Source organism: Flavobacterium limnophilum (assembly GCF_027111315.2).
GTDB lineage: Bacteria > Bacteroidota > Bacteroidia > Flavobacteriales > Flavobacteriaceae > Flavobacterium > Flavobacterium limnophilum.
This window is the reverse complement of record NZ_CP114289.2, coordinates 3023050-3050023: the sequence shown is the minus strand read 5'-3', so window position 1 is coordinate 3050023 and position 26974 is coordinate 3023050. Positions and strand designations below refer to the sequence as shown.

Sequence of the window (26974 nt, the reverse complement as noted above, 5' to 3'; positions counted from 1 at the left end):
TAATTTGTGCTTAATATGAAATCACAACATCAGGTCGTTTTATCTTTAGGCAGCAATCAAGGCGATCGTCTTCGGAATATCGAACTTTGCCTGCAATTGATACATCAGGAAATTGGAACAATAATCAGGGTTTCAAAGTTATACGAAACACCGTCTTGGGGTTTTGACAGCGATGCTTTTTATAATTGTGCCTTGCTCATTCATACTTTTGCTTCGGCAGAAAAAATATTGAATCAGGTTTTGGGTATTGAAAGGCAATTGGGTCGTGTTCGTGGCGAAACCTTAAGCTATCAATCCCGAATAATTGATATTGATTTAATTACTTTCGACGAAGAAATAATTGAGACCGAAGAACTTCAAATTCCGCATCCTTTGATGCAAAACAGAAAGTTTGTTTTGTTACCAATGCTGGACTTGGATTTAAACTGGATTCATCCCGTTTTTCATAAAAAAATCGCCGAATTAGTAGAAATTTCGCCAGACAAAAGTGGTTGTACAATGGTGCAGAAATTAGAAGATCCATTGGGAAGCATTCCTTTGGAACAGTTTAATTATATTGCTTTCGAAGGGAATATTGGAGCGGGAAAAACTACTTTGACCACAAAAATTGCCGAAGATTTTAATGCCAAAACAGTATTGGAACGCTTTGCCGACAATCCATTTTTGCCCAAATTTTATGAAGACCAAAACCGGTATGCTTTTCCTTTAGAAATGTCGTTTCTTGCCGACAGATACAAACAACTTTCAGACGATTTAGCCCAATTCGACTTGTTCAAGGATTTTATCGTGGCCGATTATCATATTTTTAAATCGCTGATTTTTGCCAAAGTCACGCTTCAAGAAGATGAGTTTAGGTTGTATAAAACTATGTTTGACATAGTTTACAGGGAAATGCCCAAGCCGGATTTGTATGTTTATTTATATCAAAACACGGAGCGATTGCTGGAAAACATCAAGAAAAGAGGGCGAAGTTACGAGCAAAATATTCCTGCCGAATATCTGGATAAAATCAACAGTGGTTATTTGGATTACATCAAATCGCAAACGAATTTGAATATTTTGATTGTTGACGTTTCAGACAGGGATTTCGTGAAAAACCAGGAAGATTACCTTTATATTTTGGAGGAAATCCAACGGAAAATTACTTAAAAAAATTACCGTTTAAGCGAAAAATGACCTTTTGCTTCTCTCCCGTCTTCCAGTTTTAGGGTGAACCAATAATCATCCGCAGGCAAAGGGACTCCATTGAAAGTGCCATCCCAACCTTGATTTAAAGATGGAACCCATTGTTTTAGGAGTTTTCCGTATCGGTTAAAAATGTAGATTATGGATTTTGAATTAAAAGTCGCATTCACTCCTTTTATACTCCAATAATCATTATAGCCATCACCGTTTGGTGTAAAGAATTTTGGTGCGCCCACAACTGCGATTGTAGCTTGGGTAATTGGGCCACATCCATTTTTGTCATTGACAAAGACTTCGTGAATTCCTGCCGATACATTGTCAAAGAAATTGGAGTCTTGAAAAGGTCCAAAACGGTCGTCTAAACTAAATTCGTAATCGCCTAAACTGGAAGTAGAAACATTTACGGTAATAGTGTTAGTGTCGGCCATGTCTTGTATGTCGATTGAATCAATTTTTGCAACATCGGAAGCGGTAACTTTTATAGTTCTAATCCTGCTACAGCCTAAACTATTTGCTACTTCTACGGTAAATAATCCTTCGGTATTTACATCTAATGTATAAGCTGTTTCGTCGGGAATCACTAAGCCATCTTTAGACCAAATATATGTGTAATTGCTTGTTGGTGTTCCATCTTGAATACCTGCATTGAGTTGAATATAAAAAGCTGGATCGTTTTGACATACTAAATTATCATCGCTGCCATCCAAATTCAAATCGATATTAGGAACAGGGTTGACCACAAAATGTAATGTTGTCGATGCAGAGCAGATGGTGTTTAATGGGTTTTGAACTTTAACAGTTATATTTTGTGTATTTGTCAGGAATGGATTGGGTAGTGGACTTGGTAAAAGCACATTATTCGGGTCGAAATATTGGACAATCATTCCCGTTTGTCCACCTAGAATAGTAGTTTCGAATGATGAGGTGTCAAAAGCAAATTTTCCATCTTGATTAATTGGATTTGCTTCGTCGTCACAAGTTGTTGTAAGGGTAGATGGAACGGAAAATGCTTCTGGTGTATCATCTACAATAAATGTAATTAGTGTTTCGTCATAACAGTTTTGCGGCGTATTATTGGTCACAACGGCTTTAATGGTTTGCGAAGTGGAAGTGAAAGCGGGTGGAAATGGACTTGTAATTAAAACTCCGTTGGCATCTTTCAGAGGAGTATTGGTTTGGTCGAAATAAGTAACGGTTTTGTTCAATTGTCCATTCAATACATCCGATTCTAAATTCGTAGTATTGAATGTAAATATCCCGTCAGTATTATCATCACATTGTCTCGGAATTGTAGCTGCATTCGCAAAAGGCAAAGCTTCGACATTTAAAGTCAAATAAGGGCCTAAACCGTAACAAGCATTATCCAAATCGCTATCGATTCGTATCCAGATATCTTGTGAATTGGGGCAGCCAATGTTTCTATACTTTGAAATATCGGTAATGACGTTGGTTTCCGCCAAAGCATCCGATTCATTTCTGTAGTAATTGATGTTGTAAACTTGATTTGTTGGTAATTGGGCTAATATGATTGCCTTTGTAGAAGACAAATCAAAAGTGGTAATTCCATCACGTTTGTTGTTGTTGGCGTTATTATTTCCATTTGTATCTAAAAAATCATCGCAAACAGGAGGAAAAGGAATTTTGTAGTTTGGATTAATATTGGTTGCGGGAACTTTCAATGTTATTTTGGCCACGCTATGGCATCCTGTTGCTTTGTTTGTGATTCTCGACCAAACATCCATTAAAGTTGGAGTTGTGTTTTCAAAAGCCAATTCATTCAGTATCAAATCAGCAGCAACAGTATTGTTTGCTCCGTTTGGCGAAGTATAATAAGTAAAGGTTTCATTGGCAGAGTTTGCTGAAATTTCAGTATTGTTTACCGTTAAGTTAAAAAACGTCTTCCCATCTACGACAAGGTCGGTGTCGCATTGAACAATGATAACATCTTTGACAATTGGCAATGGATTGACAACAAAATTTAGGGTTGTGGTAGCAAAACAGTTTGGGTTTAGAATGTTTTCAACTTTAGCAGTAATGTTTTGAGTATCGGTCAAAAAGGGATTGGGTAGCGGACTAGATAATGGATTTCCGTTTTTGTCAAAATAGGAAACTTTCATACCCGTTTGTCCATTTAAAATTATTGATTCGATAGTAGAGGTGTTGAATGGGAATTTCCCATCTTGACTTGCTGGAATTGGCTCGTCATCACAAGCGGTTGTTGAGGCTGTTGGAACTGAAAAAGCTTCGGGTAAGTCGTCAACGATAAAATCAATGGTTGTTTTGCTCGAACATTTTAATGCAGAATTATTTGTAAGAACAGCTTGAATTGTTTGTGATGATGTCATAAAAGTAGCTGGAAAAGGACTAGTTATCAGCGTTCCATTGGCGTCTTTCAGGGGATTGTTCGCAGCGTCTAAATAAGTAACTTTAACATTCGTTTGCCCATTCAATAAAGTGGTTTCAAGAGAAGCGGTATTAAAAGTAAAAAGGCCGTCTTGGTTATCGTCACATTGCCTGGTAACTGTTACAGGATTTGCAATTGGTAAAGATTCTACAGTTACGGTAACTGGAGTTCTGGTTATACAGCCGTAATCGATATAATATGTTGTTGTGCTGTTCAATGGTGGAGTGGTAAAATTAGTTCCAGTGAATAGTAAATTTCCTCCAGTTGGGTCATCATACCAATTGATCGTACTAGTAGTTGTAGAGCTTGCCTGAAGTGTGCTAGTTTGGGAAGCACAAACAGGATTTGGAGCAGTAACCGTTAATTGTGCCATTTTCATTGTCGTACTTGCTGAAAATTGAAGTGTTGGGTCTCCAGACATTCCGCCATATTCTACTATATATCCCTTAGGGTAATAATTGTAAACGTTAATAGGATCTCCTGTTTCTGAAAGATCATTCCAAGTTCCTGGATTTCCAACAGTTGGTGCTGTTATATGAGCATAATCTTCACCGTTTGGCTTGGTGGTATTTGTAGTGTTGTTGGGTTCGTTAGGAGAGTTCCAATTGGCATAGTAAAGTGGAGCTGTGGTAGTTCCGTTGTTTTTTCCAATCCAAAAAGTAGTTCCTGTTTCTGGTCCTGTCACCCATTTCCACGTTCCTTCAGTTTCAGCGTCACTGCCACCAATCCATCCAGTTCCTGGTGCTTGTGCTCCGGCTAATTGTGCTTCGTCAGCAGCTGTTAATGTAGCTAAATAACCTTGTAGGCCATAATAAGTTCTTGAGGCTGCTGCATCTTTTGCGGCTGTCCAATTGATGCCTAATGCAGGAACATATTCATAATAATGACCGTTTCTCGGCAAATAACTAAGTTGTCCTGTTCCTAAACTAATGGAAAAATCTCTAATTCCTGATGGAGAAACTGATATATTGCTAAATTCAATGTCCTTAATGGCAGCTATTAAATCTACATAGGAAACAGCTGTTCCGGTTGTGGGACTTGATAATGTAAGTTTTCCTGCAGTTGCATCCCAAACGGTTTTGATAGTTGGATGCAAAGCTGGATTGGCAAGTGTCAATACATCTTGTCCGTTTACATAACCGGAAGAAATTTGAACGTAAATGGCTTCTGAACTTGTATCGTCTGGATCGATAATATCAAAGGCAGTTACAATTTTTTGATTGGTTTGTGGACAATAAATTTGATTGCCCGAGGCGGTAATTATAGGAGCTACGTTTGCTGTTGTTTTGCTGCAATTTTCAGAAAAACTGGCCGTGGCGTCTTTTTTGGATGTCCAATTAGCGTCGGAATATACCTTGTTGTCAACTTGTATGCATTGTAGGTTAGGATTGGATTTTGAATTAAAACTTTTAATAATACTATTATTACCGTTTTTTAAGTTAAGTGATGTTAGTAAATTGTTATTACAACTTAAATAAGTCAAAGCCGTATTTGTAGTAACATCTAAACTACTTATTTTATTGTCATAACAATATAAATAAGTCAAAGAATTATGTGTAGCAAGATCCAAACTACTTATTTGATTAGAGTCACACTTTAAATAATTCAAAGCTGTATTTTTTGTCAAGTCCAAATTACTAATTTGATTAGAGCTACAGTCTAAAGAAGTCAAAGCTGAGTTTTTAGTAAGATCCAAACTGCTTATTTGAGTCGAGAAACAACTTAAATTAGTTAAAGCCGTGTTATTTGTAATGTCTAAATTACTTATCTTATCATAGTGACACCATAAATAATTCAAATCCAGATTTTTAGAAACATCTAAACTGCTTATTTTAATATTAAAACAGCTTAAAAAAGTTAAAGCTGTGTTTTTGGTGACATCCAAACTTGTTATTTGATTATTGCTACACTCTAAATGTGTTAAAGCCGTATTTTTTGTAACATCCAAACTACTTAATTGATTTGTATTAAAATGTAAATGAGTTAAAGCCGTATTTTTAGTAAGGTCTAAACTAATTATATGGTTATAGTTAAAACCTAAATAAATCAAAGCCGTGTTTTTAGTAACATCCAGACTGGTTAATTGATTTTGATCACAATTTAAATCAATCAAAGCCGTATTTTTAGTAACATCTAGATTGGTTAATTGATTTTCAGCACAATCTAATTTTTTTAATGATGTAAAATCCTGTATGCCTGTTAAATCAGTAATGGCCTTCTTTGAAACATCCAAACTAGTAATTCCACTCACATTTGCTATAAGAACTTTGCCATCAATAGCTCCACTATCTATTCCTAAATCAATCAACGCCTTCTCAAAATTCACGTCAGGAATTGCAGTATATTGGGCTCGTCCGAAAAAACTAGTTAATAGTATAAACAGTAATAAAAGTCTTTTCATAGTTGAATTCATTTGTGGAAAAAAAGTGAGTCAAGATATGAAATAAACCCATAATAATGATTTTTTTATGAAAAAAAAATTACAAATTCCATTTCATTTTTTTGAACAAATCCCAAACCACGATTCCAGTACTTACCGAAATATTTAACGAATGTTTGGTTCCCAATTGCGGAATTTCGATACAGCCATCACACAATGCAACAGCATCTTGCGAAACGCCATAAACTTCATTTCCGAAAACCAAGGCGTATTTTTCATCTTTTGCAATTGTAAAATCTTGCAAAAAAGTAGCACTTTCCACTTGCTCGATGGCAAGAACAGTAATATTCTGTTGTTTTAAATCTTTGATAACTTCGAGAACGTCTTTTGCGTGTTCCCAAGCTACAGTTTCTGTTGCGCCCAGAGCTGTTTTGTGAATTTCCTTGTTGGGAGGTGTGGCCGTGATACCGCACAAAACTATTTTTTCAACCAAAAAAGCATCGGCTGTTCTAAACACTGAACCGATATTGTGCAAACTGCGAATGTCATCCAGAACAATGATAATTGGAGTTTTTTCGGATTGTTTGAAATCCTCAATGGATTTTCGGTCGAGTTCGCTGTTTTCTAACTTTCTCATAAGTTTTTGGATGTGTGTTTAAATAAAAAAAGCCTCCAAAATTAAGGAAGCTTTTGTTTATTGTATAATTTTAAATTTAGCTTTTTGTTGCTGGAGCAGCTGCTAATACAGTACCTTTTATAGTAAGTACTTTTGAAGGGCTTCCTGCTGCATTTGAGGTGATTGTTACTGTTTTTGTAAACGGTTGTCCAGCTCTTGAAGTGTCATATTTCACTCCAATAACCCCTTTTGCGCCCGGAGCAATTGGCTCTTTTGAATAAGTTGGAACCGTACATCCACAAGAACCAGAGGCGTTAGTTATGATTAACGGTTTGTTGCCATTGTTGGTAAAAACAAATTCGCGTTTTCCGTCTGAATTTGCAGCAACTGTGCCATAATCAATAGTCTCGGATACAAAAACCATTCCAGCTCCTTCTACTTTAGGTAAGGCGGATGTAGCTGTTTTTGTTGTTTTTTTTGTGGTTTTTTTTGTGGTTTCTTGAGCATTAGAAAAAGAAAATGCCAAAAGTGCTATCGATAGTGTGATTAATTTTTTCATCGTAATTGATTTTTTTATTGAGAGACAAATTTATATAAAAAAACGAAATTCCATCTTAAATTTTGCTTAAAAATATTTTAAAATTTCATAGTGCTTATTTATTCGCCATAAAATATATAAATTCGCTTTCTGTTAAATTAAATCAAATAAATTTTGTCGTCAAAAGAAAAAGTAGTCAAGGAAACGCCTTTAATGAAGCAATACAACGAAATCAAAAGGAAATATCCTGATGCTTGTTTGTTGTTTAGAGTGGGAGATTTTTATGAAACATTTGGCGAAGATGCCGTTCGCGCTTCCAAAATTTTGGGGATAACATTGACCAAACGTGGCGCAGGTTCCGAGACTGAAACGGCATTGGCTGGTTTTCCGCATCATTCCATTAATACCTATTTGCCAAAACTGGTAAAAGCGGGACTTCGTGTGGCAATTTGTGACCAACTCGAAGATCCAAAAATGACCAAAACCATCGTGAAACGTGGTGTTACGGAATTAGTGACTCCAGGTGTTTCAATGAACGATGAGGTGTTGCAATCGAAGACCAATAATTTTTTGGCGGCTATTTATTTTGCCAATAAATCCATTGGCATTTCGTTTTTAGATGTTTCCACAGGCGAGTTTTTAACAGCCCAAGGGAATGCCGAGTATATAGACAAATTGTTGCAGAATTTCAATCCAAGTGAAGTTTTGGTTCCCAAAAACAATAAAAATGATTTTAGGGAAACTTTCGGGGATGATTTTCATAGTTTTTATTTGGAAGATTGGATTTATAAAGAAGATTATGCCTTTGAAATCCTGACTAAACATTTTCAAACCATTTCTCTCAAAGGATTTGGAATAGAAGAACTGAAAGAAGGAATCATTGCTTCGGGAGCGATTTTATATTATCTATCCGAAACGCAACACAATAAGGTACAACATATCACGGCGATTCAGCGCATTGCCGAAGATGCTTACGTTTGGATGGATCGATTTACGATTCGCAACCTCGAATTGTACCACAGCTACAACCCCAATGCAGTTACGCTTCTTGATGTGATTGATAAAACGCTTTCGCCAATGGGTGGTCGTTTGCTCAAACGTTGGTTGGCTTTACCTTTAAAAGATGCCAGTAAAATACAAAGCCGTCATCAAGTGGTTTCTTATTTGAAAGAGAATCAAGAAGTGTTAAAAAACATTCAAAAGCAAATCAAGCAAATTTCCGATTTGGAGCGTTTGATTTCGAAAATAGCAGCCGGAAAAGTATCGCCACGCGAAGTGGTTTATCTAAAAGAATCCTTGGATGCTATTATTCCAATAAAAAACTTGGCGTTGGAAAGTCCGCAAGAAGCCGTTAAAGTTATTGGCGACAGCCTGCACAGTTGCGATTTATTGCGCGAAAAAATTAAAACGGTATTGAATCAAGATGCGCCCGTGGCTGTTGCCAAAGGGAATGCCATTGCCAAGGGAATCAATGCAGAATTAGACGAATTGCGTGCTATATCCACTTCTGGAAAAGAATTCTTGGAAGGAATTGAAAAACGAGAATCAGAAAGAACAGGAATTTCCTCTTTGAAAATTTCCTTCAATAATGTTTTTGGGTATTATATCGAAGTTCGAAACACGCATAAAGACAAAGTGCCAACCGAGTGGATTCGGAAACAAACTTTGGTCAGTGCCGAGCGTTATATCACCGAGGAACTAAAAGAATACGAAACCAAAATCCTGGGTGCCGAAGAAAAAATCCATAAAATAGAAGTTGAATTGTTCGAGCAATTGGTCAATTGGATTGCAACTTACATCAAACCCGTTCAAATGAATGCCAATTTGGTAGCGCAACTGGATTGTTTGTGTTCTTTCACGCAATTGGCCATAGAAAATAAATACGTTTGTCCGGAACTCGACGAAACATTCGAACTGGAAATCAAAAACGGAAGGCATCCGGTTATCGAAAAACAATTGCCGGTAGGTGTACCTTATATTGCCAACGATGTTTTCTTGGATAGAGAAACGCAACAACTCATTATGATTACCGGACCGAATATGTCCGGAAAATCAGCTATTTTGCGTCAAACGGCTTTAATTGTGCTCTTGGCTCAAATGGGAAGTTTTGTTCCGGCAGATAGCGTAAGAATGGGGATTATTGATAAAATATTCACTAGGGTAGGAGCTTCTGATAATATTTCGATGGGAGAATCTACTTTTATGGTCGAAATGAACGAAACGGCTTCCATCTTGAACAATATTTCAGATCGAAGTTTGGTGTTGTTGGACGAAATTGGAAGAGGAACCAGTACGTATGACGGGATTTCCATCGCCTGGGCAATTGCCGAGTTTCTTCACGAACATCCGTCTCAACCTAAAACACTTTTCGCCACGCACTATCACGAGTTGAATGAAATGAGTGAATCCTTGCCTAGAATCCAGAATTATAATGTTTCGGTCAAAGAATTAAAAGATACGGTGCTTTTTATTCGAAAGCTGGTAAAAGGAGGAAGTGCCCACAGTTTTGGAATTCACGTGGCAAAAATGGCGGGAATGCCGCAAATCGTTATTCTGAAAGCGCAAAAGCTGTTGAAAAAATTAGAGAAAGACCATTCCAGCGAAGCGTTAAGCGGAATCAAATCGGCGAAGGACGAAATGCAGATGAGTTTCTTCAATCTTGACGACCCTTTGTTGGAAGAAATCAAAGACGAGATTTTGAGTCTCGACATCAACACGATTACCCCAATGGAAGCTTTGATGAAACTCAACGAAATCAAAAGAATGTTGACCAAAAAATAGTTTCTTTATATTTAAAGTTAGGGTTATCAGAAGGTTATGTTTTGTCTGTGTATTTTTTGCAAAAAAGGCTTGTGTAATTGAATTAATGTATTAAATTTGCATCCGCAATACAGAACAAGTGTTGCGGTTCTTTTTAGAATGAAATGCGAAAATAGCTCAGTTGGTAGAGCGCGACCTTGCCAAGGTCGAGGTCGCGGGTTCGAGCCCCGTTTTTCGCTCAAAACCATGCAATGCTCGGATGGTGCTGTATTTAATTAATTTTTTTTTTAAATTAGATATAACATCGAAAAGCAAAATGCTCGGATGGTGAAATTGGTAGACACGCTGGACTTAAAATCCAGTGAACAGCAATGTTCGTGCGGGTTCAAGTCCCGCTCTGAGTACTAGGAAGCCGTAAAGAATTAATTTTTAATTCTTTGCGGTTTTTTTTTTTTTTTTGTTTGTTTTATGGTTTTCTTCTTTTGAAAATCATGGGATCAATCCTAAAACCTGTGGAACTACAAAATTTAATCATAAATATTTGGTAGTCTAAAATTATGTCGAAAGCGGATTACTACATTTTAAAAAAAAAATAAAAAGATATAACTTTATTTCATAAAAAAAAGCCATGGCACTTTTCGGTGTATGGCTTTTTGTTTTTCCTACAAATGTCTATTTGATTGTTTGGGTGGTGTGTTTGAAAATTAATTTAAAATAGACATAAAAAAAAGCCACGCATAGCGCAGCTTATTTTTTTTCTGTAATTTAGAATTACTTAGCTTCTGGAGCAGCAACAGCAGTAGTATCAGCTACAACAGCAGCAGTATCAACAGCAACAGCAGCAGTGTCAACAGCTACAGCAGTAGTGTCTACAGCAACTTCTTCAGTAGCTGGAGTTTCTTTTTTACAAGATACAACAGTTAAAACAGCAACAACAGCTAAACTTAAAAATACTTTTTTCATCTTACTTAATTATAAAAGGTTAATTATTAATTCGGGGCAAAGATATAAATTTTTTAATAGGTAAAATATTTTTTTATATTTTTTTTGAAAAATAATATTCATTTGTAATATTCTCTTTGTTCAAACTTGTGAGTCAGAAAAGTAATCTCCTGAAATATTTCGCAATTTTTCAAAAAATAGAGTCGTGTCAAGCTTTGTCAGGGGGTGTAATTATAGCTATTAATTTGGAAGTGGGATAAAGCTGTCAGGGTTTATTTACTATTAAAATGCTGGTTTTAGGGGGTGATTATTTAATTAGGGGTGTTTTTTTTAGTCTTTAAATGAAAATTAGGACTACAAAAATTACTTAATTTAAGTTATGAAATATTCTTCATGATAATAGCCGTTGCTCCCTTGTTCATTTGCACGAAAGTACTGCAAATATGTCCTTTTTCATGTCGGATGTCGTCATTGGTGATTAAATTGGAAAAAGCATCAAATAGACTGTTTTTGTCCGAGATGGAAATACAGCCATCCATGTTTACCAATGCCGTAGCTTCTGCAAAATGTCTGAAATTTGGGCCAATAACAATCGGAACGCCGAACGTTGCGGGTTCAAGTATATTGTGAACGCCTGGGTTTCCAAAACCGCCACCAACATAAGCAATATCGGCATAACTATAAATCTTGGTCAGAATCCCGATGGTGTCTATGATGAAGACGTCAAAATCTGCCAGATTTTTGGTTTCTTTTTCTGAAAACAAGACGACTTTTTTAGAAATTGAATTTTTCAATTCTTGAATTTGCTCGGCTTTGATGTTGTGTGGAGCAATGATAAACTTTACTTTTTCGGAAGTTTGATTGATGTAATCAACCAATAGACTTTCGTCTTTTGGCCAAGAACTTCCCACGACAATGGTCAAGGTTTCGTTTTTGAACGTCTCAATAAAATCAAGGGAATTGTCTTTTTCCAAAATAGCGGCCACTCGGTCAAAACGGGTGTCGCCAGAAACGGCCACATTGGTTTTGTCTAATTGCAATAACAAATTTTTGGAACTTTCATTTTGTACAAAAAAATAAGTGAAAGTTTCCAATGCTTTTCTGTAAAATCCGCCATACCATTTGAAGAACATTTGGTTTTCCCTGAAAATTCCCGAAATTAAATAGGTCGGAGTTTTCAGTTTTTGGAGTTCATTCAAATAATTCGGCCAATATTCGTATTTGATAAAAAACACCATTTCGGGATGAAGCAGTTTCAAAAATTGTTGCGCATTTTTTTTGGTGTCCAAAGGCAGGTAGACTGTGACATCGGCAACGGTGTTGTTTTTTCGGACTTCATAACCAGAAGGAGAGAAAAAAGAAATCACGATTTTATGACTGGGATATTTTTCTTTAATTTTTTCGATAACTGGCAAACCTTGCTCATATTCGCCAAGCGAAGCGGCGTGAAACCAAATGGTTTTGTCGGTTGATTTGATTTTTGTTGCCAAAATATCAAAAACAGGTTTTCGACCGTCGATAAAAAGTTTGATTTTTGGGCTGAAGCTAGCGATGATTTTCAATGAAAAATTCGCAATTTGAACAATTATGTTGTAGAGAAAAAGCATATCAAAAAATTTCTGCGGCTAAAATACGTTTTCTTTTAAATATCTATAAAATCATTCTCCTAAAATCCCTATTTTTGTTCTGAATTTAAAACTTGATACGCCATGTGAATTTTGTTTTAAATGAACTTTAAACTTAAGATTAAATGAAAAAATTGCAAATGGTTGACTTGAAAAGTCAATATGATAAAATAAAAGATGTAGTAAATACTTCAATCCAAGAAGTTCTTGACACCAACACTTACATTAACGGACCACAAGTTCACCAATTCCAAAAAAACCTAGAAGAATATCTCGACGTAAAACACGTAATTCCTTGTGCCAACGGAACCGATGCCTTGCAAATTGCCATGATGGGATTGGATTTAAAACCAGGTGACGAAGTTATTACCGCCGATTTCACCTTTGCTGCAACGGTTGAAGTAATCGCTTTGTTGCAACTCACTCCGGTTTTGGTCGATGTTGATTTGTTTAACATGAATATTTCTATCGAAGCCATCAAGAAAGCGATTACGCCAAAAACCAAAGCCATTGTGCCAGTACATTTGTTTGGTCGTGCTGCCAATATGGAAGCGATTATGGCTATTGCCAAAGAACATAACTTGTATGTAATTGAAGACAATGCACAAGCTATTGGAGCCAATTGCAAGTTTTCAGATGGAACCAAAAAGAAAGCCGGAACTATTGGAAATGTTGGCTCAACCTCATTTTTTCCATCTAAAAATCTAGGATGTTATGGCGATGGTGGAGCTATTTTTACCAACGACGATGTTTTGGCACACAAAATTAGAGGAATCGTAAACCACGGAATGTACGAGCGTTACCATCACGATGTGGTTGGCGTAAATTCAAGATTGGACAGTATTCAAGCAGCAGTTTTGAATGCTAAATTACCTTTGTTGGACGAATACAATGCAGCGCGTCAAAATGCTGCCAGAAAATATACAGCAGCTTTTGAAGGCAACAAAAATATCATTGCTCCAAGTATTTGCGAGATATGTGATTGCCACGTTTTTCATCAATATGTATTGCGAATTATCGATGCTGACCGAGATGCATTGATGCAACACTTGCTGGACAAAGGAATTCCTTGTGCGATTTATTATCCAATTCCATTGCATTCACAAAAAGCGTATTTGGATTCTCGTTACAAAGAAGAAGATTTTCCAGTAACCAACCAATTGGCAAAAGAAGTGATTGCCTTGCCAATGCACACTGAATTAGACGATGAGCAAATCAAATTCATAACGGATTCCGTTCTAGAATTTTTAAAATAAAAAACATGAAAATATTAGTAACAGGAGGATTGGGATTTATTGGTTCCCATACCGTGGTCGAATTGCAAAATCAAGGTTTTGAAGTAGTGATTGTTGATGATCTTTCGAATTCTTCGGAAGAAGTTTTAAAAGGAATTACCGCCATTACGAATAAAAAACCACTTTTCGAAAAGTTGGATTTGCGCGAGAAAGCAAAAGTTCAGGATTTTTTCAAAAAGCACCAAGATATTTCGGGTGTCATTCATTTTGCAGCTTCGAAAGCGGTTGGCGAAAGTGTTGGAAAACCATTGGAGTATTATGAAAACAACATCAATAGCTTGATTTATTTGCTTCAAGAATTGCAAAAACTACCGGAATCCAATTTCATTTTTAGTTCGTCTTGCACGGTTTACGGTCAAGCCGAAAAAATGCCCATTACCGAAGATGCACCCATCCAAACGGCAATGTCTCCTTACGGAAATACCAAGCAAATAGGAGAAGAAATTATTACAGATGCTGCCAAAGTAACCAATATCAACGCGATTTTATTGCGTTATTTCAACCCGATTGGAGCACATCCATCGGCTGAAATTGGCGAATTGCCTTTGGGAGTTCCGCAAAATTTGGTGCCGTTTATCACTCAAACTGGATTGGGTTTACGCAAAGAATTGTCAGTTTTCGGCGATGATTATCCTACGCCTGACGGAACTTGTGTTCGCGATTACATTCACGTAGTCGATTTGGCGAAAGCCCACGTTATTGCAATGAAACGCTTATTGGATAAAAAGAATTTGGACAAAGTGGAGATTTTCAATCTAGGAACAGGAACAGGAAGCTCGGTTTTGGAAGTGATTCATTCTTTCGAGAAAGTAAGCGGACAAAAATTGCCATATAAAATTGTGCCTCGCAGAGAAGGCGATATTACCGAAGCGTATGCTAATACCGATAAAGCCAATAATGTTTTAGGCTGGAAATCAGAATTAACATTGGAAGAAGCTATGGCAAGTGCCTGGAAATGGGAACAGAAGGTTCGTTCTTAAAAAGTATTAAGATTTTAGTATCAAGTTTAAGACTAAAAAGAATCCCAAATTATCAGTTGATAGTTTGGGATTTTTTGGTTTAAAGAATTAATTGTAAATTCGTTACGTAAAACAACGGTTGTGAATCCTAAAAAATAAAATCCAAAAAGAAACAAAGCTGAAGAGCCTTCTGTGGCTTACGAAACTTCGAAAATTAAACTTCAAGGAATTGATAGAGCCACTTTTGATTTTGATGAAGAATTTAAAAATGGATTAACTCCTGAAGAATTCAAGGCTGAAATACATAAGAGAATTAGGCGTTGGTGGGGGGATAGTTTAATAAATAGTATTGTTTTTAGGGTATTTGGTAGTTTGACAAATATTCTTGTATTCTTCGATTGGAATGTTGCCTATGATATCTCTGACTACTTCTGTTATTTCATTTTTATCTTTGATACTAATGTTTTTGCCTAATATTACTTTATTAAATGCTTCTTTCGGAAGTTCAATTTGTCTCATTTCTCTTGTAGCAGGTTTTTCAAAAAAAGTATGAGTTCGATATTCATTTTCATAATCCCATTTCTTTTGTTTATAAAATACTTGCTTATTATGGATTTCATAATGTGTCATTATAGGTTCAGGTAAAATGATTGGTAAATCGTCGTAAGTAACTTTTCCGCCACCACCTAAAAATTCAAACATTATTCTTGAATTATAACCTACACAAAATCCAGTTGAGTTATTAGCATATTCATTCCACATTCTTTCAAGACAAGGAAATTCAGTTAAGCAAAGAATGCCTCTTCTTTGATCAGATTCTTTGAAATAGTGCTTTTGGAAATCATCATAAATTTTTTTGTTTTTAAGAAATTTCTGTTTTGCCCAATTCCTTGCATCTTTTCTATGTTGTTGGCGTGTAAATTCTGGATTTTCAAGCTTTGACAATCGAACTGCAAAATCGATAGTTTGTTTGGCATTCAATAAATCATATCTGACAGGAATTTTACAATCATTTTCATCTTCAAATGAACTTGCTGGAGCCATATATATTTCACGATTCTTGATGTACCTATCGTGATATTCTTTATTCCAGTCTCGATATTTATATAGAATTGATGGGTATTCACCATCGTCTAAAGTGCCGTTGTATATTTTATAACTTGTCGTCATAGTATTATGTTAGCTAGCATTGTAAATATACCAACTTCTAATTTAAAAAAAATCCCCACAAACTTAAAGTTTATGAGGATTCTATTTATAGACACACTAATCACTAAAAACTGACCACTAATTTTAAGCGTTTGCTGTCGCAGCTTCTCTGTCAATTTTTCCAATCAAACCAGCCAATACTTTTCCAGGACCTACTTCGGTAAACAAAGTTGCACCATCGGCAATCATTTGTTGCACGGATTGTGTCCATTTTACGGGAGCTGTCAATTGGATAATCAAGTTTTTCTTGATTTCGGCAGGATCGGAAACGGCAGTTGCCGTAACGTTTTGATATACTGGGCAAATAGGAGTGGAGAAAGTTGTCGCTTCAATGGCTGCGGCCAATTCTTCTCTTGCGGGTTCCATCATTGGCGAGTGAAAACCACCACCTACAGGCAATAACAAAGCGCGTTTTGCACCAGCAGCCTTCATCGCTTCACAAGCTTTTTCTACGGCTGAGGTTTCTCCAGAAATTACTAATTGTCCAGGGCAATTGTAGTTTGCTGCCACCACGATTCCGTCAATTGAAGCACAAACGTCTTCCACGATATTGTCGGCCAATCCTAGAACTGCCGCCATTGTGGATGGTTTTATTTCGCAGGCTTTTTGCATCGCCAAGGCACGTTGAGAAACCAACCGTAATCCGTCTTCAAATGACAAAACGCCATTGGCAACCAAGGCCGAAAATTCGCCCAAAGAATGTCCCGCCACCATTTCTGGTTTGAAATCTTCCAAGGTTTTGGCCAGAATAACCGAATGCAGGAAAATCGCCGGTTGGGTAACCTTGGTTTCTTTCAATTCCTCCGCTGTGCCTTCAAACATAATTTCCGTGATGCGAAAACCCAAGATTTCATTGGCTTTTTCGAAAAGTGATTTTGCTAATTCGGAATTCTCATATAAGTCTTTGCCCATTCCGGTGAATTGTGCTCCTTGACCTGGAAATACGTATGCTTTCATATTTTTGATTTAAAGATTTTAATAAATTAAAGATTAAAATATTAGTTTCAATCAGGATGCAAAAATAGTGTTTTTTTTAGGAGCAGCAATTTTTTGGGTTTAAGAACAGTTTTCCTTCCATCATACTGTTTTTTTTCTGCCGAATGGGTTTTTATTCCTTCGGGACTACAAATGTTGTTTTGTTTTTATTAGGGTTTTGAATATAAATAAAAGGTTTAATTGTCTAAAAATCAATTTTTTATGTTTTTAATTTTGTATATTTGATATTACTTTTTATACAAAAGCAATAACTTTTTTTTAAAATCCTTGTTAACCTAAACCAAATTATTTGAATCAGGTTGATAAAAATTAAACTTATTGGTCCCAAATAAGTTATAATGTCTTTTATGCAGAAGCTGAAGTGTTTTCAGCAAGTATTTCGTCAGGATTAATAAATCGATTTTTTTGTCAAAAAACTAAATGTCTTTATGTGTCATAATTAAATTTTTTTTATGAAAGTTTCCGTTACCCGAAAAAACGTAAAGTTTATGCCCGATTCCAGCAGAGTCGTAGCGCGATATTTTAACAGTGGAAATTTGCGAACCAAAGAGCTCGTCGGCCGTATATTGACAATGAGCAATCAAGATGTTACCCATACTTTGGAACAAATAAACAGGGGTTTTGCAAAACGGCATCGAAATATTTCGGCAATTTTTTGTAAACATTACGATAATATCAAGCCAATAATTGCAGAAATGCAAATCAATGAGACAGAGTTGTCAGAAGAAAAGAAAATGCTTATTGGTTCTTATCTTACCATGGAATATTCCATTGAATCATCGGCTTTTTTTAACCCTTCGATGATAGAAGATTTTGATCAATCGAATTTGGAAAAAGACGAGAAACGTGTTGTTATTTCTTTTAGAGCCACTGGAGAAGGACATGTTTCTTCCATCGTGTTTAGAAGGGGAATCATCGACAAGGATAATAATCTGAGGATGATGAAAATTGGTACTGATATTGAAAAAGCCGAGATTTTGCACAAAATGATGTATAATAAAAAAAGGATTATGTCCAAATTGGCAGAAATGCACATCTTGGATATTTATACTTCTATCCTGAATGATTTGCCTGACGTGTTCGAGTATTCAGCATTTAAAAGTGCGATAAATGCAGCATTGGCAAATTCAGTTATAAGCAAAGAGGTAAAGGAAGCTTATGAAGAAGTAATTTGGGTAATGGATTCCTTTTATGACATACAATTCAACCATGATTTCGATATCTCGGAGCGTGTTATATTTCCAATATCGGATACCGAAAGCCGAGGAATAGAGGATGCCCGATTTGTTCGTTTTGTTGACGATGACGGTTCCGAGAATGTAATGGGAACTTATACCGCCTATAACGGGCATTCCATTCTTACAAAATTAATCACGACCGAAGATTTCTATACGTTTCGAATTATGCCTTTGTATGGAGAAGGGGCGCAAGGAAAAGGGATGGCCTTGTTTCCTAAAAAAATAAACGGCAAATATGCCATGCTCGCCAGGATAGATGGAGTCAATAATTATCTGATGTATTCGGTAAGACCAAACGAATGGAAAAATCCACGGATTATTCAAAGACCCAAATATCCATGGGAATATACACAAATTGGGAATTGTGGTTCGCCTTTATGGACAGAAGAGGGTTGGCTTGTAATTACTCATGGAGTAGGAGCGATGCGGCGTTATTGCATAGGGGCATCCTTGTTTGATTTGGATGATCCCTCCAAGGAATTGGGGAGGCTTCCCGAGCCTTTGCTCAGTCCTTTAGAAGATGAACGCGAAGGATATGTTCCCAATGTGGTTTATTCCTGTGGGTCGATAATTCACAACAACAGTCTTATATTGCCTTATGCCGTTTCTGATTATTCCTCCAGTTATGCCGTGGTTGACTTGAAAGAATTGCTCGATGCTTTGAAAAATAGTAAAAATGAACTGCCATGAGGTCAAAACAAAACAAATCGATACTATTGATGAGTTCTTATCCGCCGAGAGAATGTGGATTGGCTACTTTTTCCAGTGACGTAGTCAATTCCATAAAATTAGTTTTTGGAGATTCACTCCCAATAGAAGTATGTGCTTTGCAAAAACAGGAAAATCAATTCGAATATGGTGATGATGTGCATTACACCTTAACCGTTTCCTCGATTCAGGAATACCGTCTTTTGGCCGAAAAAATTAACAATCGCGATGATATTGGAATGCTTTGCGTCGAACATGAATTTGGTCTTTTTGGAGGAGATTACGGGAATTATTTGCTCTCCTTTTTATTGGCCCTAAACAAACCCATTGCAATGGTTTTTCATACCGTATTGCCTAATCCAAATGAAAAATTGAAGAAAGTAGTGCAGGCAATTATTGATTTGTCCAATAAAATTGTGGTTCTTACCAAAAAATCCCAAGAGATTTTGATACGGGATTATGGTTGTAAAGAATCTAAAATGATGCTTATTCCGCACGGAACCCACATGGTTCTCCTGGATCAAAAAGAGAATTTAAAAAAAGAATTTCACTATTCAGACAAAATAGTATTGTCAACATTTGGGTTAATTAGCGAAAACAAGAATATCGAGACTGTTTTATATGCCTTGCCCGACATCATTGCAAAACATCCGGAAGTAATTTATCTGGTAGTTGGAAAAACCCATCCAGAAATCTTGAAAAGGGATGGCGAGAATTACCGCGAAATGCTTATTGAGATGACCAAAAAACTGAAACTGGAAAACAACGTATTCTTTGTCAATGAATTTTTGGAGTTAAAACAATTGCTCAATTATTTAATCCTGTCCGATGTTTATTTGTTTGCTTCCAAAGATCCAAATCAAGCCGTAAGTGGCACTTTTGCCTATGCAATGAGTTGTGGTTGTGCCATAATTTCAACCCCAATACCGCATGCCATCGAGGCTTTGAACTCGGGTACCGGAATTTTGTTGGATGGATTTGACAATCCCGAAGAGTTTCAAAAAGCGATATTGAAACTGGTTGAAAACAAACAAGAACGGGTGGAAATGGGACAAAATGGCTATGCTTTGACCCACGAAACCACTTGGGAGAATATTGCCCTAAAATACGGATTCCTGTTTGCTGAAGTAACGGAAAGCAAGGAAAAATTAAGATTTAATTACCCATCCATTAAATTGGACCACATCAAGGAATTAACAACCGATTATGGAATTCTTCAATTTTCGAATTTTAGCCAGCCGAATACTTCGTTTGGTTATACTTTGGATGACAATGCTCGTGCATTAATTGACATGGTGATGTATCATGATAGTAGCGCAAATCCTGTTGCCTTAAATTTGGCTTCGATTTATTTGAATTTTATTGCCGATATTCAGCAAGAAGAAGGAAAGTTTGACAATTACAAAGACTTTAATCGTCAATTGACAGAGCAAAACCAATTGGTAAATCTTGAAGATTCGAACGGAAGAGCTTTATGGAGTTTAGGATATACATTGTCCCATCAAAAAAATCTGCCAATAGATTTAGTGCAAAAAGCACAAAAATCTTGGGATAAGGCTGTCGTGCATATTGATTTCGTTACTTCTCCAAGGGCAATTGCCTATACGCTCAAAGGACTTTATTACTACTATCAGGTTAATCCTGAGGAAGAAATTAAAAACAATATAATAAGACTTGCCGATACATTACTGAATCATTATCACATTAATTCCGATGAAGAATGGTGCTGGTATGAAGATTACATGACCTATGCCAATAACGTTCTTCCTGAAGCAATGATGTATAGTTTTATGGCGACAGGGGATTTGAAATACAAAAAAATCGCAGTAATAACATTTGATTTTCTCTTGTCACATTATTTTATGAAAGGAGAACTTAGCGTAATTTCAAATCGGGGCTGGTTTGTCAAAGGCAGTCATAAAAAAACTTATGGAGAACAACCCATAGAAGTGGCAACAACCATTATTACCCTGCATTTGTTTTATGAAGTCACGGGAAATGTCAAATATAAAGAACAGTTGAATGTGGCATTTTCATGGTTTTTAGGAAATAATCACCTGAACCAGATAATTTATAACCCCGTAAATGGAGCTTCTTACGATGGGCTTGAAGAAAAAAATGTCAATATTAATCAAGGAGCCGAATCAACACTCTGTTTTTTTAAGGCACAGTTGATTATGGATTCATACAAAAACCAAAATCAAGAAAATTATAAGCACTTGGATGTCGAATTCGCGAATGCCGTTTAATTTAGGTAGGAAAGAAACAATTTTAAAACATAAAAAACCTCCATGCTTTGAAGAATGGAGGTTTGTATTTTTGCAAAAAAAAGGTAGTATCCTATAAAGTGTGTAAGTAAAAAAAGTATTAGGGTTTGTGCAAACCCTAATACTTTTTTTACTTAATTTTAATATTTTACACATTTTATGAAAAAGGAAGATTTATTATCCGATGAATTTTTGAAGCAATTCAAAACAGGCGAAGACCTTTATGGCTTCTTAGCCCAACTACAAAAGCGAGGAATAGAGAAAATGCTCGAAGGCGAATTAGACGCCCATTTAGGCTATGATAAGCACGAGAAAACTACAAAATCCAATGCTCGTAATGGTTTTTCTAACAAGAAAATAAAAACCTCATTTGGCGAATCTCAGATTCAAGTTCCCAGAGATCGAGAAGCCTCATTTAACCCTTTAATTGTGCCCAAAAGGCAAAATATGCTCGATGGTTTAGAGAACGTAATAATCTCTCTCTATGCCAAAGGAATGAGCAATAGCGACATCGAAGAACAAATAAGAGAAGTTTATAATTTTGAGGTTTCCACTAGTACTATTTCTAGGATAACCGACACGGTTTCGAGTGATATTATTGCTTGGCAAAACCGACCTTTAGAGGCTGTTTATCTGATAGTCTGGATGGACGGAATTGTTTTTAAAGTTAGAGAAAACTCAAAAATAGTCAATAAAACCATCTATTTAGCCGTTGGACTTAATAGAGAAGGTAAAAAAGAAGTCCTTGGAATGTGGCTAGGAAAGAATGAAAGTGCTAGTTTCTGGCTTGGCGTTTTAACAGATTTAAAAGCTAGAGGAGTTGAAGATATACTAATTACTGCTACTGACAATCTAAATGGTTTTACGCAAACTATCAAAAATGTATTCCCGGAATCACAAACCCAAATCTGTGTAGTACATCAAATTAGAAACTCAGCTCGTTATGTGGTTTGGAAAGATAAAAAGGAATTTTCGGCAGATATGAAGCTTATTTACAATGCTCCAACTAAAGAAGCTGCTAAAGCATCTCTGGGAGATTTTTCTAAAAAATGGAATAATAAATATCCTTATGCGATTAAATCCTGGGAAGAAAATTGGGAGGAACTTACCGTATTCTTTGACTTTCCAGTAGAAATCAGAAAGATAATTTACACCACAAATTTAATCGAAAACCTCAATGGTAAAATCAGAAAATACACTAAAAACAAATTATCATTCCCAACGGATGAAGCTGTTTTAAAATCTGTATATTTGGCTTTGAGAGAGGCAACCAAAAAATGGTCGATGCCAATCCAAAACTGGGGATTAATCCTCAACCAGTTCTTAACTATATTTGAAAAAAGGGTTCAACTTTAATTAAAAAATCAAACCCCTATATTTTTAAACTTACACACTTTTTGGGATAGTGTCAAAAAAAAAAAACGGTTTTGCGAAATTATTTATAGTTTTATTAATTGCAATTCGATGTTCAATTTCACTTCTTCGCCAACCAAAACACCGCCTGTTTCCAAAGCCGAATTCCAGTTCAATCCCCAATCTTTACGGTTGATTTTGCCGTAAATGTTCAATCCCGCTTTGGTATTTCCCCAAGGGTCTTTCATCAATCCGCTGAATTCAACAGGGAATTTCACCGATTTGGTTACCTCTTTAATACTCAAATCTCCAGTTAATTCGTAATCATCTCCATCTTTGGTAAAAGACGTTGCTTTGAAAGTTAGTTTTGGATGGTTTTCAGCGTCGAAAAAGTCGCCACTTTTCAGGTGATTGTCTCTGTCAGCATTATTAGTGTTGATAGAATCGATGTCTGCCGAGAATTCGAAGTTTGCATTCTCGAAGTTGTCGTCTTCCGTTGCGATTGTTGCATCGTAAGTTCCAAATTTTCCTGAAACGTTGGTAAACATCATGTGTTTTACTTTAAAACCAATTTCTGAGTGTGTCGGGTCAATTGCCCATTTTGTAGTTGCCATAATTTTATTTTTTAATTGTTTATTTCATTTTGATAAGGCAAATTTACGGCGACACTAACGATTGGACACTTAACCTAGATTAAGAACGAAATTAGTTGCCTGTTTTTATAGTTATTTTATCTAAAGTATTGATATATAAAGGATTGTTCTGAATAAAGTAGCTTCAATAATGCCTTCCCGAGAGCTTCTGTCGGCTTCTTTAATGCTTCTGTGTCAAGATTTAGAGCTTCCGTCAACTGATTTAATGCTTCCGTTGGTCGATTTTGATCTTCCGTCAGCTGATTTTGTGCTTCTAACAGCTGATTTTGTGCTTCAGATAGTGGATTTAAAGCTTTTGACAGCGGATTTAGAGCGTCTAAGAGCAAAGAAGGATTGTCAATTATTGTTTTTGATTTTCCAAAAAGACGAATCGCTCTTTGCTAATGACCCAGGATGGAATTGATTTATTCATTTTTGTAAAACGTCAAAGCACCCGAAGGACATTTTTGTACAGTCTCAATAATTTTTTCTGTTGAAGAACCATCAATTTTTATCCAAGGTTTTTCTTTGGGTTGAAAAACGTCGGGATTATTTCTAACACAATTGGCAGAATGAATGCATTTAGCGGATTGCCATACCACGGTCACTTCGCCGTTGGTATATTCTTTTTTTAAATTATTGGAGTCCATAATTTTTGAAATTAAATTTATAAAACATCGCTGAACTCAGGAGTTTTGTCAAACACCTTTTTCGCAAAAGGACAAAGCGGAATGATTTTGATGTTCTTTTCTCGGGCATATTCTACCGCTTTGGCGACCATTTTTTTGCCATAACCTTTTCCGTTATTGCCTGGATTCACTTCGGTGTGGTCAATGATAATCTTGTCGTTGCCAGCGAAAACAAAAGTCATTTTGCCTTCTTGTTTTCCATCAACCGAAACATAAAAGTAACCTTTCGAACCGTTTAATTCTAATCCTATTATTTCTTCGTTCATGATTTTTTAATTTTTTTATCGTTATGTTAAGGTTTCGTCTGTTCGAGTGTTTTATTAAAAATGCGATAGCTTTTTTAATAAAATGTATCGAGAACTCAACATTACAGGCTTCTCGATACAATTTCAAATAGTAAAGCTGTCGCATTACTATTTGAAATCACTCGAAGAGACGATTCAAATATCTTAACTTAAAGAAAACTATTTATTGTTTCATCGGGATTTCCATCAACAAAAATTTGGCATCGGTTGTTGCTTTGAAGTCCAATGTTTTGAAATCGGTTATTCCCAATCCATCACGGGTTTCCAATTCTTGACCATCAACGGTGATGGTTCCCGAAATTACAAAAACATAAAGTCCGTTTCCTTCTTTTTTCAATTCGTATGTTTTGGTATATCCAGCATCAAAATCGGCCAAATGAAACCAGGCATCTTGATGAATCCAAACTCCGGCATCATCAGGATTTGGAGACACTATTTGGGCAAAATTATTTTTTTGTTCCGTAGTGTCCAAAGTGATTTGTTGGTAACGAGGTTCTACATTTCTTACTTTTGGAAATACCCAAATCTGAAATAATTTAGTGCGTTGATCTGCATTTGGATTGAATTCAGAGTGTTGAATTCCAGTTCCCGCACTCATCACCTGTACGTCGCCCGTTTTTATGGTTTCGGCATTTCCCATACTGTCTTTGTGGGCCAAATCGCCTTCCAACGGAATGGTAATAATTTCCATATTATCATGCGGATGCGTGCCAAAACCCATCCCAGCAGCCACGGTGTCGTCGTTTAAAACGCGCAACATTCCGAATTGAATTCTATCCGGGTTGTACCAACTGGCAAAGCTAAAACTATGGTAAGCGTTTAGCCATCCGTGATCTGCGTGTCCTCTTGTATCTGCTTTGTGTAAAACTGTAGTTTTCATAATGTATAAATTTTGTTGTTTTTAGTTATACAAAGATAAGTTCGAAGTCAACAAAAGTCACTTAATGTAGATTAAGAAAATTAGTAACCAGTGTTCAGTCGCAGTTTGCACTTGCTTTGGCTGAAAACTGCGACTGAAAACTACTTTCGCAACATTTTGCTTTTCATTTTGCTGAAAAATTCTGGAGTCACGCCCAGATAGGAGGCAATTTGTTTTTGGGGTACTTTCTGGATCAGGTCGTTGTGTTTGTTGCAAAATTTTTCGAAACGTTCCTCGGCGGTTAAACTCAAATTATCCATCAATCGTTCCTGATGTGCCACCAATGAATTTTCGGTTAAAATCCTGAAAAAACGTTCGAGTTTGGGAATTTCTCGAAACAGTATTTCCTGGTTTTCTTTGGACAAAACCACTATTTCGGCATCTTCAATAACTTGGATGAAAAGATTGCCCGGTTTCTGCGAAAGCAGGCTGTACATATCGCTAATCCACCAACCACTACAGGCAAAACTCAAAACGTGTTCCACGATATTGTCGTTGATGTTGAAACTTCGCAACACACCCGAATTCACGAAATAGGAATTCTTGCAAATTTCGCCAGCGTTAAGCAAAACCGTTTTCGCCTTGTACTGAAGGATTTCCGTCTTGGACAAAAAAAGTTCCTGCTCTTGTGGAGTCAGGCTAATGTGTTTGGAGAGATTGTCAATTATTAGCGGCATAGTTTTTATTTAACCACAAATTACACAAATTTTCACAAACTCTTATCTGTACTAAAAATTTGTGTAATTTGTGGTGAGTTTTTTTAATAATTTACTTGTACCAATGCTGCTGCTTTTTTAGCTTTTTCAACCACTTCTTCTACTGGAGTTTCTAGACTGTCGTTTACCAATGCGACTCCCATTCGGCGATACGGACGAGAAGTTTGTTTTCCGAAGATTCTGAAATCGGTTTTGGGTAAAGCAGCAATTTTTTCGAGACCAGAATAAGTGGGATTGTTGCTGCTTTCCGAAGCGGAAATCACGGCACTGGCTCCCGTTTTTTCTAATGTAATTTCGAAAATGGGCAGGCTTAAAATAGCGCGCAAATGCAATTCGAATTCGTTGAAATTTTGCGTTCCTGCCAAAGTTACCATTCCGGTATCGTGTGGTCTTGGAGACAATTCCGAAAAATACACGCCATCATCCGTCAAGAAAAATTCGACTCCAAAAAGTCCTGCGCCACCCAAGGCTTCGGTTACTTTTTCGGCCATATCTTGCGCTTCGTATAAATCTGCGTCCGAAATTAGGGCGGGTTGCCAACTTTCCTGATAGTCGCCGCGCTCTTGTCTGTGACCAATTGGCGCGCAGAACAACGTCGGATTATTGTTTTGGGTCACGGTCAATAAAGTAATCTCGGAATTGAATTTCACGAAAGCTTCCACGATTACTTCTACCACGTCGCCACGCGAACCTTCCACGGCATAATTCCAAGCTTTTTCGATGTCAGCTTCCGTTTTGATTGTTGATTGTCCTTTTCCAGAGGAAGACATTAAAGGTTTTATCACACAAGGAATTCCAATTTCTTGAACTGCTTTTTGCAATTCTTCTGCAGTGGTGGCGTAACGGTAATTGGCCGTTTTTAGTCCAAGTTCTTTAGCAGCCAAATCCCGAATGGCTTTACGATTCATTGTGAAATTCGCCGCTTTTGCCGAAGGAACTACGGTAATGCCTTGTTTTTCGTAATCATAAAAACGTTCGGTGCGGATGGCTTCTATTTCGGGAACGATAAAGTCGGGTTGGTGTTTGGCAACGATGCGGTCCAACGCTTCGCCATCGAGCATATTGATGACTTCAAAATCGTGTGCCACTTGCATAGCAGGTGCGTTTTCATAACTATCTACTGCAATTACAGTTTGCCCGATGCGCTGTGCAGCGATTGCAAATTCTTTGCCTAATTCGCCGGAGCCGAGGAGGAGTATTTTCATTCTAAATGTTTTTTGTATTGGGTTTGCGTAAGG

21 protein-coding genes and 2 tRNA genes are annotated in these 26974 nt (G+C 36.6%); 10 read left to right on the top strand and 13 right to left on the bottom strand.

The features are described 5' to 3' along the window. The first annotated feature begins 15 nt into the window (after positions 1-15). Entirely contained in the window at positions 16-1149 is a 1134-nt protein-coding gene (gene folK, locus OZP13_RS12920) for a 2-amino-4-hydroxy-6-hydroxymethyldihydropteridine diphosphokinase (RefSeq protein ID WP_269240529.1), read from the top strand. 5 nt (positions 1150-1154) lie between these two features. Here the strand turns inward: folK and OZP13_RS12915 are convergent, their stop codons facing one another. The 3 genes from OZP13_RS12915 to OZP13_RS12905 all read right to left on the bottom strand — a co-directional run bounded on the left by OZP13_RS12915 (position 1155) and on the right by OZP13_RS12905 (position 7144). Further along, entirely contained in the window at positions 1155-5990 is a 4836-nt protein-coding gene (locus tag OZP13_RS12915) for a T9SS type B sorting domain-containing protein (RefSeq protein WP_281297393.1), read from the bottom strand. Positions 5991-6069: 79 nt separating this feature from the next. Further along, positions 6070-6606, bottom strand: coding sequence for an RNA methyltransferase (locus OZP13_RS12910; RefSeq protein ID WP_281297392.1), 537 nt, complete (start codon positions 6604-6606; stop codon positions 6070-6072). Positions 6607-6682: 76 nt separating this feature from the next. After that, entirely contained in the window at positions 6683-7144 is a 462-nt protein-coding gene (locus OZP13_RS12905) for a DUF1573 domain-containing protein (RefSeq protein WP_281297391.1), read from the bottom strand. A gap of 153 nt (positions 7145-7297) precedes the next feature. On the opposite strand from OZP13_RS12905, the gene mutS reads away from it, so the two are divergent. From mutS to OZP13_RS12890, 3 genes are all read left to right on the top strand, one after another. After that, positions 7298-9904, top strand: a complete 2607-nt coding sequence (mutS, locus tag OZP13_RS12900) for a DNA mismatch repair protein MutS (RefSeq protein WP_281297390.1) — start codon at positions 7298-7300, stop codon at positions 9902-9904. A 145-nt stretch (positions 9905-10049) separates the two neighbouring features. Continuing rightward, positions 10050-10122 (top strand) — tRNA-Gly (locus OZP13_RS12895). Positions 10123-10201: 79 nt separating this feature from the next. After that, positions 10202-10287, top strand: a tRNA-Leu gene (locus OZP13_RS12890). Positions 10288-10654: 367 nt separating this feature from the next. Here the strand turns inward: OZP13_RS12890 and OZP13_RS12885 are convergent. Next, positions 10655-10846 (bottom strand): hypothetical protein, encoded by a 192-nt coding sequence (locus OZP13_RS12885; protein ID WP_269240522.1) that lies wholly within the window; start codon positions 10844-10846, stop codon positions 10655-10657. 356 nt (positions 10847-11202) lie between these two features. Then, positions 11203-12432, bottom strand: coding sequence for a 3-deoxy-D-manno-octulosonic acid transferase (locus tag OZP13_RS12880; RefSeq protein ID WP_281297389.1), 1230 nt, complete (start codon positions 12430-12432; stop codon positions 11203-11205). Positions 12433-12575: 143 nt separating this feature from the next. On the opposite strand from OZP13_RS12880, the gene OZP13_RS12875 reads away from it, so the two are divergent. Beyond that, complete coding sequence (locus OZP13_RS12875; RefSeq protein WP_281297388.1) at positions 12576-13706, top strand: DegT/DnrJ/EryC1/StrS family aminotransferase; 1131 nt, start codon at positions 12576-12578, stop codon at positions 13704-13706. A gap of 5 nt (positions 13707-13711) precedes the next feature. After that, positions 13712-14725 (top strand): UDP-glucose 4-epimerase GalE, encoded by a 1014-nt coding sequence (gene galE / locus OZP13_RS12870; protein WP_269240521.1) that lies wholly within the window; start codon positions 13712-13714, stop codon positions 14723-14725. 315 nt (positions 14726-15040) lie between these two features. Here galE and OZP13_RS12865 read toward each other — a convergent pair whose 3' ends face one another. Then, positions 15041-15874 (bottom strand): DUF2971 domain-containing protein, encoded by an 834-nt coding sequence (locus OZP13_RS12865; RefSeq protein ID WP_269240520.1) that lies wholly within the window; start codon positions 15872-15874, stop codon positions 15041-15043. Between the two features lie 123 nt (positions 15875-15997). Beyond that, complete coding sequence (fabD, locus tag OZP13_RS12860; protein ID WP_281297387.1) at positions 15998-16870, bottom strand: ACP S-malonyltransferase; 873 nt, start codon at positions 16868-16870, stop codon at positions 15998-16000. Between the two features lie 611 nt (positions 16871-17481). On the opposite strand from fabD, the gene OZP13_RS12855 reads away from it, so the two are divergent. The 3 genes from OZP13_RS12855 (at position 17482) to OZP13_RS12845 (ending at position 22478) form a co-directional block, all read left to right on the top strand. Then, positions 17482-18837, top strand: a complete 1356-nt coding sequence (locus OZP13_RS12855) for a glycoside hydrolase family 130 protein (protein ID WP_281297386.1) — start codon at positions 17482-17484, stop codon at positions 18835-18837. Continuing rightward, the gene (locus tag OZP13_RS12850; RefSeq protein ID WP_281297385.1) at positions 18834-21104 is read left to right on the top strand and encodes a glycosyltransferase; all 2271 of its coding nucleotides are present in this window, start codon (positions 18834-18836) and stop codon (positions 21102-21104) included. The genes OZP13_RS12855 and OZP13_RS12850 overlap by 4 nt, the downstream gene beginning before the upstream one ends. A 177-nt stretch (positions 21105-21281) precedes the next feature. Continuing rightward, positions 21282-22478 carry an IS256 family transposase gene (locus OZP13_RS12845; RefSeq protein ID WP_269239997.1) on the top strand — a complete coding sequence of 399 codons (1197 nt, stop codon included), beginning with the start codon at positions 21282-21284 and terminating at the stop codon, positions 22476-22478. 83 nt (positions 22479-22561) lie between these two features. Here OZP13_RS12845 and OZP13_RS12840 read toward each other — a convergent pair whose 3' ends face one another. Then, positions 22562-23089, bottom strand: coding sequence for a YceI family protein (locus tag OZP13_RS12840; protein ID WP_269240511.1), 528 nt, complete (start codon positions 23087-23089; stop codon positions 22562-22564). Between the two features lie 169 nt (positions 23090-23258). On the opposite strand from OZP13_RS12840, the gene OZP13_RS12835 reads away from it, so the two are divergent. Beyond that, a complete protein-coding gene (locus tag OZP13_RS12835) occupies positions 23259-23531 on the top strand; it encodes a hypothetical protein (RefSeq protein ID WP_269240510.1) in 273 nt (90 codons plus the stop codon). Position 23532: 1 nt separating this feature from the next. Here the strand turns inward: OZP13_RS12835 and OZP13_RS12830 are convergent, their stop codons facing one another. The 5 genes from OZP13_RS12830 to purT all read right to left on the bottom strand — a co-directional run bounded on the left by OZP13_RS12830 (position 23533) and on the right by purT (position 26941). Further along, the gene (locus OZP13_RS12830; RefSeq protein ID WP_281297384.1) at positions 23533-23757 is read right to left on the bottom strand and encodes a (4Fe-4S)-binding protein; all 225 of its coding nucleotides are present in this window, start codon (positions 23755-23757) and stop codon (positions 23533-23535) included. Between the two features lie 17 nt (positions 23758-23774). Continuing rightward, positions 23775-24062 (bottom strand): GNAT family N-acetyltransferase, encoded by a 288-nt coding sequence (locus OZP13_RS12825; RefSeq protein ID WP_281297383.1) that lies wholly within the window; start codon positions 24060-24062, stop codon positions 23775-23777. Between the two features lie 202 nt (positions 24063-24264). Then, positions 24265-24981: a pirin family protein gene (locus OZP13_RS12820; protein ID WP_281297382.1), complete on the bottom strand. Its 717-nt coding sequence runs from the start codon at positions 24979-24981 to the stop codon at positions 24265-24267. 140 nt (positions 24982-25121) lie between these two features. Then, positions 25122-25697 (bottom strand): Crp/Fnr family transcriptional regulator, encoded by a 576-nt coding sequence (locus OZP13_RS12815; RefSeq protein WP_281297381.1) that lies wholly within the window; start codon positions 25695-25697, stop codon positions 25122-25124. A gap of 83 nt (positions 25698-25780) precedes the next feature. Continuing rightward, positions 25781-26941 carry a formate-dependent phosphoribosylglycinamide formyltransferase gene (gene purT, locus OZP13_RS12810; protein WP_269240508.1) on the bottom strand — a complete coding sequence of 387 codons (1161 nt, stop codon included), beginning with the start codon at positions 26939-26941 and terminating at the stop codon, positions 25781-25783. Between the last annotated feature and the right edge of the window lie 33 nt (positions 26942-26974).